The sequence below is a fragment of the Stenotrophomonas sp. FW305-3-2-15-E-LB1 genome (genome assembly GCF_058787375.1).
Window position 1 is genome coordinate 1 of sequence record NZ_JBYSZR010000034.1, and the last position, 14,594, is coordinate 14,594.

At 68.0% G+C, this 14,594-nt stretch carries 13 protein-coding genes; 9 read left to right on the plus strand and 4 right to left on the minus strand.

The genetic code is table 11. The features are described from left to right. Window positions 1-31: 31 nt before the first annotated feature. From aroB to AC3WL7_RS18705, 3 genes are all read right to left on the minus strand, one after another. The gene (gene aroB, locus AC3WL7_RS18695; RefSeq protein WP_313420392.1) at window positions 32-1,144 is read right to left on the minus strand and encodes a 3-dehydroquinate synthase; all 1,113 of its coding nucleotides are present in this window, start codon (window positions 1,142-1,144) and stop codon (window positions 32-34) included. Further along, window positions 1,141-1,683, minus strand: coding sequence for a shikimate kinase (locus AC3WL7_RS18700; RefSeq protein WP_079222809.1), 543 nt, complete (start codon window positions 1,681-1,683; stop codon window positions 1,141-1,143). The genes aroB and AC3WL7_RS18700 overlap by 4 nt, the downstream gene beginning before the upstream one ends. Window positions 1,684-1,767: 84 nt before the next feature. After that, window positions 1,768-2,595, minus strand: a complete 828-nt coding sequence (locus tag AC3WL7_RS18705) for a kinase (protein ID WP_492752393.1) — start codon at window positions 2,593-2,595, stop codon at window positions 1,768-1,770. A 40-nt stretch (window positions 2,596-2,635) separates the two neighbouring features. On the opposite strand from AC3WL7_RS18705, the gene pdxH reads away from it, so the two are divergent. The 3 genes from pdxH (at window position 2,636) to AC3WL7_RS18720 (ending at window position 4,312) form a co-directional block, all read left to right on the plus strand. Next, the gene (gene pdxH, locus AC3WL7_RS18710; RefSeq protein ID WP_492752395.1) at window positions 2,636-3,235 is read left to right on the plus strand and encodes a pyridoxamine 5'-phosphate oxidase; all 600 of its coding nucleotides are present in this window, start codon (window positions 2,636-2,638) and stop codon (window positions 3,233-3,235) included. Further along, complete coding sequence (aacA, locus tag AC3WL7_RS18715; RefSeq protein WP_492752396.1) at window positions 3,232-3,699, plus strand: aminoglycoside 6'-N-acetyltransferase; 468 nt, start codon at window positions 3,232-3,234, stop codon at window positions 3,697-3,699. The genes pdxH and aacA overlap by 4 nt, the downstream gene beginning before the upstream one ends. A gap of 151 nt (window positions 3,700-3,850) precedes the next feature. After that, window positions 3,851-4,312, plus strand: coding sequence for a DoxX family protein (locus AC3WL7_RS18720; protein ID WP_492752398.1), 462 nt, complete (start codon window positions 3,851-3,853; stop codon window positions 4,310-4,312). A gap of 74 nt (window positions 4,313-4,386) precedes the next feature. On the opposite strand, the gene prpR is transcribed toward AC3WL7_RS18720, so the two are convergent. Then, the gene (prpR, locus tag AC3WL7_RS18725; RefSeq protein WP_492752399.1) at window positions 4,387-5,970 is read right to left on the minus strand and encodes a propionate catabolism operon regulatory protein PrpR; all 1,584 of its coding nucleotides are present in this window, start codon (window positions 5,968-5,970) and stop codon (window positions 4,387-4,389) included. Window positions 5,971-6,123: 153 nt separating this feature from the next. On the opposite strand from prpR, the gene prpB reads away from it, so the two are divergent. From prpB to AC3WL7_RS18755, 6 genes are all read left to right on the plus strand, one after another. Beyond that, the gene (gene prpB / locus AC3WL7_RS18730; protein WP_079222803.1) at window positions 6,124-7,017 is read left to right on the plus strand and encodes a methylisocitrate lyase; all 894 of its coding nucleotides are present in this window, start codon (window positions 6,124-6,126) and stop codon (window positions 7,015-7,017) included. Between the two features lie 36 nt (window positions 7,018-7,053). Then, a complete protein-coding gene (prpC, locus tag AC3WL7_RS18735) occupies window positions 7,054-8,211 on the plus strand; it encodes a bifunctional 2-methylcitrate synthase/citrate synthase (protein ID WP_079222802.1) in 1,158 nt (385 codons plus the stop codon). 97 nt (window positions 8,212-8,308) lie between these two features. Beyond that, window positions 8,309-10,927 (plus strand): Fe/S-dependent 2-methylisocitrate dehydratase AcnD, encoded by a 2,619-nt coding sequence (gene acnD, locus AC3WL7_RS18740; protein ID WP_492752402.1) that lies wholly within the window; start codon window positions 8,309-8,311, stop codon window positions 10,925-10,927. Window positions 10,928-11,021: 94 nt separating this feature from the next. Next, window positions 11,022-11,726 (plus strand): hypothetical protein, encoded by a 705-nt coding sequence (locus AC3WL7_RS18745; protein WP_492752404.1) that lies wholly within the window; start codon window positions 11,022-11,024, stop codon window positions 11,724-11,726. 31 nt (window positions 11,727-11,757) lie between these two features. After that, window positions 11,758-12,942: a 2-methylaconitate cis-trans isomerase PrpF gene (gene prpF / locus AC3WL7_RS18750; protein WP_492752406.1), complete on the plus strand. Its 1,185-nt coding sequence runs from the start codon at window positions 11,758-11,760 to the stop codon at window positions 12,940-12,942. A gap of 99 nt (window positions 12,943-13,041) precedes the next feature. Continuing rightward, window positions 13,042-14,502: a bifunctional 2-methylcitrate dehydratase/aconitate hydratase gene (locus tag AC3WL7_RS18755; RefSeq protein WP_492752407.1), complete on the plus strand. Its 1,461-nt coding sequence runs from the start codon at window positions 13,042-13,044 to the stop codon at window positions 14,500-14,502. Window positions 14,503-14,594: the final 92 nt, after the last annotated feature.

The following is a 14,594-nucleotide window of genomic DNA, read 5'->3' on the forward strand; positions in this document are numbered from 1 at the left end:
CGGTAACGGCGAAGCCGGCCAGCGGCCGGCACTACCGGGCCGACAGCACCTTCAGCACCGCCGCTTCATCCACGTCCGGCACCACTTCAGCCCGGCCCATGCCGCGCCACAGCACCAGGCGCAGGCGGCCGGCCACGTTCTTCTTGTCCAGCCGCATCCGCCCCAGCAGGGCCTGCGGGTCCAGCCCGGCGGGGATCGCCACCGGCAGCTGCAGCCGTTCCAGCAGGGCCTGCAGGCGCACGCGGTCGGCATCATCGGCCAAGCCCAGTGCGGTGGACAGCTTGGCGGCCAGCACCATGCCGACCGCCACGGCCTCGCCATGGTTCAGCGCATCGCGGCCCGGGGCCGAATAGCCCTGCTCGGTCTCGATGGCGTGGCCAAAGGTATGGCCCAGGTTGAGCAGGGCGCGCTCGCCCTTCTCGAACGGGTCGCGCTCGACGATGGCGGCCTTGTGCCGGCAGCTGCGCGCGATGGCCTCGGCCAGCGCGGCATCCTCACCGGCCAGCAGCGCATCGGCGTGCTGCTGCAGCCATTCGAAGAACACCGCATCGCCCAGCGCGCCGTACTTCACCACTTCGGCCAGGCCGGCACGCAGTTCGCGCGGCGGCAGGGTCGCCAGCACGCGGGTATCGGCGATGACCGCGCGCGGGGGATGGAACGCGCCGACCAGGTTCTTGCCGGCCGGGATGTCCACGGCGGTCTTGCCGCCGACCGAGGAGTCGACCATGGCCAGCAGGGTGGTCGGCAGCTGCACGCAGTCCACGCCGCGCATCCAGCAGGCCGCCGCGAAACCGGCCAGATCGCCGACCACGCCGCCGCCGAGGGCGAACACGCAGGCATCGCGGGTGGCACCCAGCGCGGCCAATGCTTCAATGGCGCGGCCGAACTCGGCCAGGGTCTTGGAGGCTTCGCCGGCCTGCAGGACGTGTTCGCCAACGATCAGGTCCGGGCGCGCGGCCAGCAGCGTCTGCCTGACGGCTGCCAGATAAAGCGGCGCGACCTCGCTGTCGCTGAGCAGCAGCACGTGGCGGCCGCGCACGTGCGAGGCCAGCGCGGCGCCGTCGGCCTGGGCGCCGGCGCCGATGGTGATGGAGTAGGGGCGGTCGCCGCCAACGGCGACCTGCAGCAGGGCGGGGGAAGTCATGCGTTCAGGTCCTGGCGCTGCCATTGCATGGCCAGCTTGACGACAAGCTGGGCGGTGGCATCGGCAGCGGTAAACGGGTCGGTATCGAGGGTGAGGTCGGCCAGCTCGCGGTACAGCGGGTCACGCAGCGCGGCCAGATCGTGCAGCACCTGCTCGCGGTCGGGGCGCTGCAGCAGCGGCCGGCCCTTGTCGCGGGCCAGGCGTTCCAGCTGCGCGGCCACGCTTACCCGCAGGTAGACCACGAAGCCGCGCTGGGCGATGAGCGTACGGTTGCCGGCTTCCAGCACGGCGCCGCCGCCGGTCGAGACCAGCTGGCCCCGGCCTTCCAGCACGCGGGCCAGGGCCTCGCGTTCATGGCTGCGGAAGCCGGCTTCGCCGGAATGTTCGAAGATCGTGGGAATGCTGGCCCCGGCCGCATCGACGATGGCCTGGTCGACATCGACGAAGTCCAGCGTGAAGCGCTCGGCCAGGCGGCGGCCGATGCAGGTTTTGCCGGCGCCCATCGGGCCGATCAGGATCAGGTTCGGAGCAGGATTCATGCCCTCTGATCCTACCACTTCCGCACCCCCGGCCTGGCACGATGGTTGCTGTTGGAAGCATCCGCTGTGGCGCAGCGGTGGGTGTCAGCGCACGGCCTGCACCTGGCGCTGGCCATCCAGCACCACCACGTGGTCGGCGTGGTCGGGCAGGGCGCGCAGGGCCTGCCGGCTGACCCGCTCGTAGTACTGCACGAAGCGCTCCAGCTGGGGGCGGCTCATGCCGTGGCGTCCCGGCTGGGCAGCCTGCAGGTTCTGTTCCTGCTGCCAGCGCCAGCGCGGCACCACCGAGAAATCCGGCGGCTGCAGGAACCACAGGCGGTCACAGCGCTGCCACAGCGCCGGATAGTCGCGGGCCAGCGCCTGGTTGCACCAGCGCCGCCAGCGGCCATCGGCATCGGCCTCGCGTTCCAGCGCGTTCAAGGGGCTGTCCAGCTCGGCATCGTCCTGTGCGGGCGTGCCGAGGAACCAGCCTTCGAACACCAGCAGGTCCAGCGGCGCTTCCAGGGCCACCCACTGCGCTTCGGGCAGCCGCTCATCGGCCAGCTTGTCGAAGCGCGGCAGTGCCAGTGGCCGGCCTGCGGCCACCGCGTCGAGCACGGCATGGGCCAGGGGCAGGTCGTGGGTACCGGGCGGGCCGCGGGTGATCAGCAGCGGGTGGACCTGGCGGGCGAGGCGCTGCCGCTGCGCGCGGGTCAGGTAGACATCATCGATGGACAGTGCCGCCGCGTTCAGGCCGCGCGCCCGTGCACGGGCGACCACCTGTGCGGCCAGCGTCGATTTGCCGCTGCCCTGCACGCCGCTGATGGCCAATACTGGCACCGTGGCACCGCTGGCCAGTGCATCGTCCAGCGCCTGCTCGGCGAGCGCTTCGGGGAATCCTTTCACCTGGGGCATGTACGCAGCAGCAACCATGCCGCCACAATAGCCCAATCCGTGCACGAAGAAGCGAACCATGACCGACCTTTACGCCGAAGCCCTGTCCACCTTTGCCGCCCTGTTCGATGAGGCGAAGCAGAGCCGCGAGGTCGAGCCCAACGCGATGACCGTGGCCACCGCCGATATGCAGGGCCGCCCGTCGGCGCGTACCGTGCTGCTGAAGGCGTTCGATGAGCGCGGCTTCGTGTTCTACACCCACCTGGACAGCCACAAGGGCCGCGAACTGCAGGCCAATCCGCAGGCGGCGCTGCTGTTCCTGTGGCGCAGCCTGCGCGAAGCCGGCATCCAGGTGCGCATCGAAGGGCGCGTGGAGCAGGTGGCCGATGCCGAGGCTGATGCGTATTTCGCCAGCCGCCCGCGCATGAGTCAGATCGGCGCCTGGGCATCGCTGCAGTCGAAGACGCTGGCGACGCGCGAGGAATTCGACGCACGCGTGGCCGAGGTCGAGGCCCGTTTCGAAGGCAAGGACGTGCCGCGCCCGGATGGCTGGAGCGGCCTGCGCGTGGTGCCCGACCGCATCGAGTTCTGGTACGGCGCACAGTTCCGCCTGCACGAGCGCTGGTGCTACGAGGCCGGTGCGGAAGGCCGCTGGAGCAAGCGGCTGCTGTACCCGTGAATGACGCCGCGCCGACGATCCGCCAGGCCACGCCGGCCGACGCGGCCGCGTGGGCGCGTTTGCGACTGGGCCTGTGGCCCGATGCCGATGATCCGCCGGAGGCGCTGGCGCAGTCGCTGGACGATGCCGAAGGCGCGGTATTCCTGGCCTGCCTGGCCGATGGCGAGGCGGTGGGGTTTGCCGAGGTTCGCCTGCGGCATGACTACGTGAACGGTACCGGCTCCTCGCCGGTGGGCTTTCTGGAAGGCTGGTACGTGCAGCCGCCGTGGCAGGGCCATGCCGTGGGCCGTGCCTTGCTGGTGGCAGTGCAGGACTGGACGCGTGCGGCGGGCTGCAGTGAGCTTGCGTCGGACAGCCGCGTGGAGGATGTGCACGCGCACGCTGCGCACCGCGCCTGCGGATTCGAGGAAACCGAGCGCGTGGTGTATTTCCGCATGGCGCTGGATGCCGCAACGCTTTTGTAGAGTCGAGCTTGCTCGACTGCTTCTTGCTACAGAAGTCGAGCAAGCTCGACTCTACAAGAGCGGGTTGTCGCAAATGGACCGGTTCGCTTCATCTGCGAGCAGGCCCGCAACCGGCACACTCAGACGGATGCCCTCGACTTCCGGAGTTTTCATGCCCTCCTGGCGCTGCCTGTTCGCCGTGCCTCCCCCGCGTCGCGGCGTGGAAGCCGTCCTGTTGCTGCTCGCCCGGATCGTCGCCGGGGTGATGTTCTGTGTGTCCGGCTGGAACAAGGTGTTCACCGATGCGGGACGCGAGCGGATGGTGCATACGCTGGTCGATGCCGGTATCCCATTCCCTGTGCTCAGTGCGCCGGTGCTTGGGGCGATTGAATGGATCGCGGGTGGTCTGCTGGTAGTGGGCCTTTTGAGCCGCCCCTCGGCCCTGCTGCTGGCGGCGATCTGTGCAGTGGCGGCGTTGACCGATGGCATTGCACGCATCCCCGCAGGCCTGAGCGTGCCTGACTGGCTGAGCTGGTTCTTCTACCTGAGTGAAGTGCCGCTGGGGGTGTTGCTGCTGTGGATAGCGGCGGTGGGCAGCGGCCGGTTCGCCATCGAGGCGCGCTGGGCGCGCTGACAACACGCATCCTGTAGCGCCGAGCCCATGCTCGGCTGATGTTCCCGCAGAAGCAGCCGAGCATGGGCTCGGCTCTACAACCCCTCCGCGCGCAGCCAGCGCCACAGCGTGGTGCGTGACACGCCCAGCGCCTGCGCCATGCCCTCGCGGTCATTGCGGTGCTCCTGCAGCAGCGCTTCCAGCTGCACGCGTGGCGGGCGCCTGCCGTTGCTTTCCAGTGGCAGTGCCGTCGTGCCTTCGTTCACCAGCTCGGGCGCCAGCTGCAGCAGGCGCGTGGCATCGATGAGCCCTTCGCCTGGCTGCCAGTGGATGCGCAGGCGATCCACCAGGTTGCGCAGTTCGCGCACGTTGCCGGGCCATTCGGCAGCGGTCAGTACCGCCAGTGCCTCGTCATCCAGCGGCGCGTCGATGCCGCGCAGCTGGCGGAAGAAGTGCCCGGCCAGCAGCGCGATGTCCGAACGCCGCGCCCGCAGCGCAGGCAGGGCGATGCGCAGCGCGGCCAGGCGGTAATACAGGTCGCGGCGGAAACTTCCGGCGGCGGCGCGTTGCTCCAGTGACTGCAGCGTGGCAGCGACGACGCGCAGATCCACGGGGGTGGGTTCGGTGGCACCCACGCGCAGCACTTCGCGTTCCTCCAGCACCCGCAGCAGCCGGGTCTGCAGCGGCAGCGGCAGTTCGCCGATCTCATCCAGGAACAGGGTGCCACCGTCGGCCGCTTCGACCAGGCCAACGCGGCCACCCCGTCGTGCACCGGTAAAGGCGCCATCGCTGTAGCCGAACAGCTCGGCTTCCAGCAGCGATTCGCTGATCGCGCCGCAGTTCAGCGCCACGAAGCGGCCACGACGGCCGCTGGCTGCGTGCAGCTGGCGCGCCACCAGCTCCTTGCCGGTGCCGGTTTCGCCAGTGACCAGCACGGTGCTGTCATGCGGTGCATAGAGCACAATCTGTGCGCGTACCTGCGCCATCGCATCGCTGTCGCCGAGCAGGGCATGCGCATCACTGCGTGGGGCGGCACGCCGGCGCGCGGCCGGCCGGCTGCCCCCGGAGCGGGCCAGCGCCTGGGTCAGTTCCAGTGCGTGTTCGAAGGCGTGGCGCACCGAATCGGCTGAGTACAGCAGCACGCCCGGCAGGCCCATCTGTTCGGCATGGTCGATGGCCATGCCGGTGCCGACGATCACCTCGATGCCGTTGGCGCGCAGGTCGGCGATGCAGTCGCGCGCATCCTCGCGGGTAACGAAGCGGCGGTGTTCGATATCCAGGCCGAAGCTGTGCTGGAAGTTGCTGAATACCGGCACGTCGCTGGCGTGGGTGACCAGGCCGATGCGCGGGGCGATGCGGCGGGCGCGGGCCAGGGCTTCCATCAGGTCGAAGCCATTGGCCTGGATCGGCACCAGTGGCAGCTCAAGCCGCCCGCGCAGCCACGCGGCATTGGAGCCGCCGGCGATGACCACGTCGCAGTGCTCGCGGCGCAGGCGCTGGCCGATCACGTCCACCGCCTCCTCGAAGCCCAGGTTGATCTGCTCGATGCGTGCGCGGCGGTCGAACTCGGGGATGACATCGCCGAGCAGGCCGGTCAGGCGCGAGACGCTGACGGTCCAGATGACCGGGCGTCCGGGGTCGGCATCGGCATGGCGCAGGGGCGAGCGGGGCAGGTACATGGCAGCGGCAATGGGTAGCGATGTTTCATGATACATCCGTTTCAATGTTTCATTTGTTTCATCGTTGCAACGCGGTCATGCCTTTGAAATCAACCGCTTGCAGCTTGGCATGGTGCTTGCGCCCTCTATCCCGTTCCCAACCTGGATTGCCGCATGACCGCTTCCACTCCTTCTTCCGCCGGTGCCCGCTTCCGTGAGGCGCTGGCTGCCGAATCGCCGCTGCAGGTGATCGGCGCGATCAACGCCAACCACGCCCTGCTGGCCAAGCGCGCCGGCTTCCGCGCCATCTACCTGTCCGGCGGCGGTGTCGCTGCAGGTTCGCTGGGCCTGCCGGACCTGGGCATCAACACCCTGGAAGACGTGCTGATCGACGTGCGCCGCATCACCGATGTCTGCGACCTGCCGCTGATGGTCGACATCGATACCGGCTTCGGCCCGAGCGCGTTCAACATTGCGCGCACCGTGAAGTCGCTGATCAAGGCCGGCGCGGCCGCCTGCCACATCGAGGACCAGGTCGGCGCCAAGCGCTGCGGTCACCGCCCGGGCAAGGAGATCGTCTCGCAGGGTGAAATGGTCGACCGCGTGAAGGCTGCCGCCGATGCCAAGACCGATCCGGACTTCTTCCTGATCGCCCGCACCGACGCCATCCAGGTGGACGGCGTGGACAAGGCCATCGAGCGCGCCATCGCCTGCGTCGAAGCCGGTGCCGACGGCATCTTCGCTGAGGCCGCCTACGACCTGGACACCTACCGCCGCTTCGTCGATGCGGTGAAGGTGCCGGTGCTGGCCAACATCACTGAATTCGGTGCTACCCCGCTGTTCAGCCGCGACGAACTGGCCTCGGCCGGCGTCGCCATCCAGCTGTTCCCGCTGTCCGCGTTCCGCGCCGCCAACAAGGCCGCCGAGAACGTCTACCAGGCCGTGCGCCGCGACGGTCACCAGCGCAGCGTGGTGGAGAACATGCAGACCCGCGAGGAGCTGTATGACCGCATCGGTTACCACGCCTTCGAGCAGCAGCTCGACGCCCTGTTCGCCGCCAAGAAATAAGCAGTACCCTGCACCATCAGTTTTCGGAGGGAAAACATGAACGATACGACCGCAACCCCGACCTTCAAGCCGAAGAAGTCCGTCGCCCTGTCCGGCACTGCTGCCGGCAACACCGCGCTGTGCAGCGTCGGCCGCAGTGGCAACGACCTGCATTACCGCGGCTACGACATCCTGGACCTGGCCAATACCAGCGAGTTCGAGGAAATCGCCTACCTGCTGGTGCACGGCAAGCTGCCGACCCGTGCCGAACTGGTTTCGTACAAGGCCAAGCTGAAGTCGCTGCGTGGCATTCCGGCTGCGGTGAAGGCTGCCCTGGAAGAACTGCCGCCGTCGGCACACCCGATGGACGTGATGCGCACCGGCGTGTCCGTGCTCGGTTGCGTCGCCCCGGAAAAGGACGACCACAACCATCCCGGCGCGCGTGACATCGCCGACAAGCTGATGGCCTGCCTCGGCTCGATGCTGCTGTACTGGTACCACTGGAGCCACAACGGCCGCGCCATCGACGTGGAAACCGATGACGATTCCATCGGCGGCCACTTCCTGCACCTGCTGCACGGCGACAAGCCGCAGGATTCGTGGGTGAAGGCAATGCACACCTCGCTGATCCTGTACGCCGAGCACGAGTTCAACGCCTCGACCTTCGCCTGCCGCGTCATCGCCGGCACCGGCAGCGACATGTACAGCGCGATCTGTGGTGGCATCGGTGCGCTGCGCGGGCCCAAGCACGGCGGCGCCAACGAAGTGGCGTTCGAAGTGCAGAAGCGCTACGACAACCCCGATGAGGCCGAGGAAGACATCAAGGCCCGCGTCGAGCGCAAGGAAGTGGTCATCGGCTTCGGCCACCCGGTCTACACCGTGTCCGACCCGCGCAACAAGGTGATCAAGGACGTGGCCCGCGAGCTGTCCGAAGAACAGTCCAGCATGAAGATGTACGACATCGCCGAGCGCCTGGAAACGGTGATGTGGGACATCAAGAAGATGTTCCCGAACCTGGACTGGTTCAGCGCTGTCAGCTACCACATGATGGGCGTGCCGACCGCCATGTTCACCCCCCTGTTCGTGATCGCCCGCACCGCCGGCTGGAGCGCGCACATCGTCGAGCAGCGCATCGACGGCAAGATCATCCGCCCGAGCGCCAACTACACCGGCCCGGAAGATCGCGAGTTCGTCGCCATCGACAAGCGCGCCTGATCCACCTGCTGTACCCATCCGGCCGGCCACGTGCCGGCCGGATGCCTTCGTTGCCGCTTACACGGCACCCGGCCCGCCCCAAGTACTCCGCCAGCCCATGAATACCGATTACCGCAAGAACCTCCCCGGCAGCACGCTGGACTATTTCGATGCGCGCGCCGCCGTCGATGCGCTCCAGCCCGGCGCCTACGCCACGCTGCCGTACACCTCGCGCGTGCTGGCCGAGAACCTGGTGCGCCGCTGCGACCCGGCCACGCTCAGCGACTCGCTGGCGCAGCTGATCGAGCGCCGTCGCGACCTCGATTTCCCGTGGTTCCCGGCACGCGTGGTGTGCCATGACATCCTCGGCCAGACCGCGCTGGTGGATCTTGCCGGCCTGCGCGATGCGATCGCCGACAAGGGCGGCGACCCGGCCAAGGTCAACCCGGTGGTGCCGGTGCAGCTGATCGTCGATCACTCGCTGGCGGTGGAGTGCGGTGGTTTCGATCCGCAGGCGTTCGAGAAGAACCGCGCCATCGAGGATCGCCGCAACGAAGACCGTTTCCACTTCATCGACTGGACCAAGCTGGCGTTCGAGAACGTCGACGTGATCCCGCCGGGCAACGGCATCATGCACCAGATCAACCTGGAGAAGATGTCGCCGGTGGTCTACGTGCAGGACGGCGTGGCCTTCCCCGATACCTGCGTGGGCACCGACAGCCACACCCCGCACGTGGATGCGCTGGGCGTGATCGCCATTGGTGTTGGCGGCCTGGAAGCAGAGAACGTGATGCTGGGTCGCGCGTCGTGGATGCGCCTGCCCGATACCGTGGGTGTCGAACTGAGCGGTCGCCCGCAGCCGGGCATCACCGCCACCGACGTGGTGCTGGCGCTGACCGAGTTCCTGCGCAAGGAACGCGTGGTCGGCGCCTGGCTTGAATTCTTCGGCGAGGGTGCGGCGGCGCTGACCATCGGTGACCGCGCCACCATCTCCAACATGTGCCCCGAGTACGGCGCCACTGCCGCGATGTTCTACATCGACGGGCAGACCATCGATTACCTGCGCCTGACCGGCCGTGAGGAATCGCAGGTCGCGCTGGTGGAGAACTACGCGCGCACCACCGGCCTGTGGGCCGATGACCTGGCCACCGCGCAGTACGAGCGCGTGCTGCGCTTCGACCTGTCCAGCGTGGTGCGCAACATGGCCGGCCCGTCAAATCCGCACAAGCGCGTGGCCACTGCCGAGCTGGCCGAGCGCGGCATCGCCGACGAGGCCAAGCTGGAAGCGGGCAAGGCCGAGCAGGCGAAGGGCCTGATGCCCGATGGCGCGGTGATCATCGCCGCCATCACCAGCTGCACCAACACCTCCAACCCGCGCAACGTGATCGCCGCCGCACTGCTGGCGCGCAACGCCAACGCGCGTGGCCTGCAGCGCAAGCCGTGGGTGAAGTCCTCGCTGGCGCCGGGCTCCAAGGCCGTGCAGCTGTACCTGGAAGAATCCGGCCTGCTGCCGGACCTGGAGCAGCTCGGCTTCGGCATCGTCGCCTTCGCCTGCACCACCTGCAACGGCATGAGCGGCGCGCTGGACCCGAAGATCCAGCAGGAAATCATCGACCGTGACCTGTACGCCACGGCCGTGCTGTCGGGCAACCGCAACTTCGATGGCCGCATCCATCCGTACGCCAAGCAGGCCTTCCTGGCTTCGCCGCCGCTGGTCATCGCCTACGCCATCGCCGGTACCGTCCGCTTCGATATCGAGAAGGACGTGCTGGGCGTGGATGCCGACGGCAACGCGGTGCGCCTGAAGGACATCTGGCCGAGCGACGCCGAGATCGACGCGGTGGTGAAGGCTTCGGTGAAGCCCGAGCAGTTCCGCAAGGTCTACAACCCGATGTTCAACGTGCGCGTGGAGCATGGCGCCGCGGTCAGCCCGCTGTACGACTGGCGCCCGCAGAGCACCTACATCCGCCGCCCGCCGTACTGGGAGGGTGCACTGGCCGGTGAGCGCACGCTGGCAGGGATGCGCGCGCTGGCGGTGCTGCCGGACAACATCACCACCGACCACCTGTCGCCGTCCAACGCGATCATGGCCTCCAGCGCCGCCGGCGAATACCTGGCGAAGATGGGCCTGCCGGAAGAAGACTTCAATTCCTACGCCACCCACCGTGGCGACCACCTGACCGCGCAGCGCGCCACGTTCGCCAATCCGAAGCTGTTCAACGAGATGGTGCGCAACGACGACGGCAGCGTGAAGCAGGGCTCGCTGGCGCGCGTGGAGCCGGAAGGCAAGGTGATGCGCATGTGGGAAGCGATCGAAACCTACATGGACCGCAAGCAGCCGCTGATCATCATCGCCGGTGCCGATTACGGCCAGGGCAGCTCGCGCGACTGGGCCGCCAAGGGCGTGCGCCTGGCCGGCGTGGAAGCGATCGTGGCCGAGGGCTTCGAACGCATCCACCGCACCAACCTGATCGGCATGGGCGTGCTGCCGCTGGAGTTCAAGCCGGGCACCACCCGCCTGACCCTGGGCATCGACGGCACCGAGACCTTCGACGTGGTCGGCGAGCGCACTCCGCGCGCCGAGCTGACCCTGGTCATCCACCGCCGCGACGGCCAGGACGTGATCGTGCCGGTTACCTGCCGCCTGGACAGCGACGAGGAAGTGGCGATCTACGAGGCGGGCGGCGTGCTGCAGCGCTTCGCCCAGGACTTCCTGGAAGGGGCCAAGGTGGCGTAAGGCAGCAGGTAGCTGCCTTGTGTCGAGTTGCCGCCATGCTGGCTCCGGCCCGCATGGCGGTAGTCACGGAGGAGAGGGGCGTAGCCCCATCTGCATGGGAACGGCGTTCTACAACATCGCAGGCACGGTCAACACCGCTTTCATCCTGCTGAGCCTGTTGGGTGTGGGCGCGCAGCTGCGGCTGGTGCGCCGCCGCCGGGAACGTGCGGGCGCGGCTGACAGCGCCACTGCGGTGCTATCGCTGAACCAGTTCACGGTCAGCTTCCTGGCCTACCTGTCCTTCTTCGTCTATGGCTACAGCATCACGCCGTTCAATCACTTCATTGTCTGGCCGCGCTTGCTCGCGTCGGTGCTGGTCATGGCCATCCTGGTGGAGATATGGCGCGATCGCCGGAGCCGCTCCGCTACGACCAGCGTGCTGACAGCCGCCCTGCTGTTGCTCTGCGCACTGGCCGGGCTGGCCTGGGGTGACCGGCGTGTGGATGAGGGCAGGGTAGTGGCCAGCGCGATGATCGTGGCCATCACTGTCTTGCTGGCGCAGGGCTACGCGCACCAGATCCTGCTGATCCTGCGCAATGGCCACACCGGTGCCGTGTCGCTGCGGATGAGTCAACTGATCCTGCTGATGGACCTGTCCACGATCGTATTTGCCTTCGCCATGGGCCTCCGGATGGGATGGCCGTTGCTGTTGCTGGCCGTGGTGAGTGGAAGTACCAAACTGGCCATCCTGTATCTGTTCCGCTGGCAGCAAGGGACGTCCGCCGCGGATCGCCGTCGGCAGCAGGTTCAACCAGCGTAATGCGTGTGTTCCTCACATAATCGAGAATTCCATGACCTTCCTTCCCCAACTCCGTCTTCCAGCCACCTACATGCGCGGTGGCACCAGCAAGGGCGTGTTCTTCCGCCTGCAGGACCTGCCCGAAGCCGCGCAGGTGCCGGGCGCCGCGCGTGATGCACTGCTGATGCGCGTGATCGGTTCGCCCGATCCGTATGGCAAGCACACCGACGGCATGGGTGGCGCCACCTCCAGCACCAGCAAGTGCGTGATCATTTCCACCGCCTCGGTGCCCGACCACGACGTGGATTATCTGTACGGCCAGGTGTCGATCGATACCGCCTTCGTCGACTGGAGCGGCAACTGCGGCAACCTCAGCACCGCCGTCGGCCCGTTCGCGATTGCCAACGGCCTGGTGGATCCGGCCCGGGTGCCGCGCGATGGCCTGTGCACCGTGCGTATCTGGCAGGCCAACATCGGCAAGACCATCATCGCCCACGTGCCGATGCGCGACGGCGAAGTGCAGGAGACCGGTGATTTCGAGCTGGACGGCGTGACCTTCCCGGCCGCCGAGATCCAGCTGGAGTTCATCGATCCGTCCGACGACGGCGATGCCGGTGCGATGTTCCCCACCGGCAACCTGGTCGACACCCTGGACGTGCCGGGCGTGGGCAGCTTCGAAGTGACCATGATCACCGCAGGCATCCCGACCATCTTCCTCAACGCCGCCGATCTGGGCTACACCGGCACCGAGCTGCAGCCGGCCATCAACGAGAACAAGGCGGCGCTGCAGAAGTTCGAGACCATCCGCGCCCATGGCGCGCTGCGCATGGGGCTGATCTCGAAGCTGGAGGATGCGGCTACCCGCCAGCACACGCCGAAGGTGGCGTTCGTTGCGCCGGCGCAGGATTACGTGTCGTCCAGTGGCAAGGCCATTCCGGCGTCGGCCATCGACCTGCACGCACGGGCGCTGTCGATGGGCAAGCTGCACCACGCGATGATGGGCACTGCCGCCGTGGCGATCGGCACCGCGGCGGCCATTCCGGGCACGCTGGTCAATCGCGCGGCCGGTGGCGGCGAACGCGAGGCGGTGACCTTCGGCCATCCGTCCGGCACGCTGCGCGTGGGTGCGCAGGCCGGGCGCGTTGACGGCCAGTGGACGGTGACCAAGGCCATCATGAGCCGCAGCGCCCGCGTGTTGATGGAAGGCCGCGTGCGGGTGCCGGCCGACACCTTGTAACGCGGGACCATGGCGGTAGCGCCGGGCCATGCCCGGCGAGCGCAGCAGGGCCCGCCCATGAACCGCCGGGCGTGGCCCGGCGCTACCGGAGTCCAGATGATGTCCAGCAGCCACACCCCCTCCAACGAGCGTGCAGCGTGGGATGCGCTGCTGCTGGACATCGTCGATTACGTGCGCGACGCGCGCATTGAATCCCCCCTGGCGTTCGAGACGGCGCACCACTGCCTGCTCGACACCCTGGGCTGTGGCCTGGAAGCCCTGTCGTTTCCGGCCTGCAGCAAGCTGCTGGGCCCCCTGGTGCCGGGCATCCATGTGGTCAACGGTGCGCGGGTGCCGGGCACGCACTACGAACTGGACCCGGTGCAGGCGGCCTTCAACATCGGCGCGATGGTGCGCTGGCTCGATTTCAACGACACCTGGCTGGCAGCCGAATGGGGCCATCCTTCGGACAACCTCGGCGGCATCCTCGCCGTCTGCGACTGGCTGGGGCGCAACGCACTGGCCCTGCGCCGGCCACCGCCGACCGTGCAGGTCATGCTGCAGGCGATGATCAAGGCGCACGAGATCCAGGGCGTGCTGGCGCTGCAGAATTCCTTCAACCGGGTCGGACTGGACCATGTGGTGCTGGTCAAGGTGGCCACCACGGCAGTGATCGCGCACCTGCTCGGGCTGGACCGCGAGCGCATGCTCAATGCGCTGTCGCTGGCCTGGGTGGATGGCCAGGCACTGCGCACCTACCGGCATGCGCCCAACACCGGCTCGCGCAAAAGCTGGGCGGCCGGCGATGCCACCAGCCGTGGCGTGCGCCTGGCGCTGATGGCAGCCAGCGGCGAAATGGGCTACCCCAGCGCGCTCAGCGCACCGGTCTGGGGTTTCGAGGCGGTATCCATGCACGGCCAGGCACTGACGCTGGGGCGACCGCTGGGCAGCTATGTGATGGAGAACGTGCTGTTCAAGATCAGCTACCCGGCCGAGTTCCACGGCCAGACGGCCGTGGAGGCGGCGATCACGCTGCACCAGCAGCTGCGTGCAGCGGGGCGGCGGGTCGAGGACATCGCGCACATCGACATCCGCACCCAGGAAGCCTGCATCCGCATCATCGACAAGCAGGGGCCGCTGCATAACCCGGCCGACCGCGATCACTGCGTGCAGTACATGGTGGCCATCGCGCTGCTGCATGGGCGGCTGGTGGCCGAGGATTACGAGGACGACATGGCCGCCGACCCGCGCATCGACGCGCTGCGGGCGAAGATGACCTGCCGGGAAGACCCGCAGCTCAGCGCGGACTATCTGGACCCCGGCAAGCGCAGCATCGCCAACGGGCTGACCGTGCGCTTCACCGATGGCAGCGAACTGCCGGAGGTACTGGTGGAGTACCCACTCGGCCACGCGCGGCGCCGGCAGGAGGGCATCCCGCTGCTGATGGACAAGTTCCGCCGGCACCTCGCGCACCGGTTCCCGACCGCCCATCAGCAGCGCATCCTGGCGGCCTCGCTGGACCCGGTGGCGCTGGCCGCGATGCCGGTGACGGACTACGTGGACCTGTACCTGCCGGGGTAGGGGCGGGGTAGTGCCGGCCGCGGGCCGGCAACCCGGTGGGTTCTTTCATTCCGGTTGCCGGCCAGCGGCCGGCACTACCAGCGCGAGGGGGG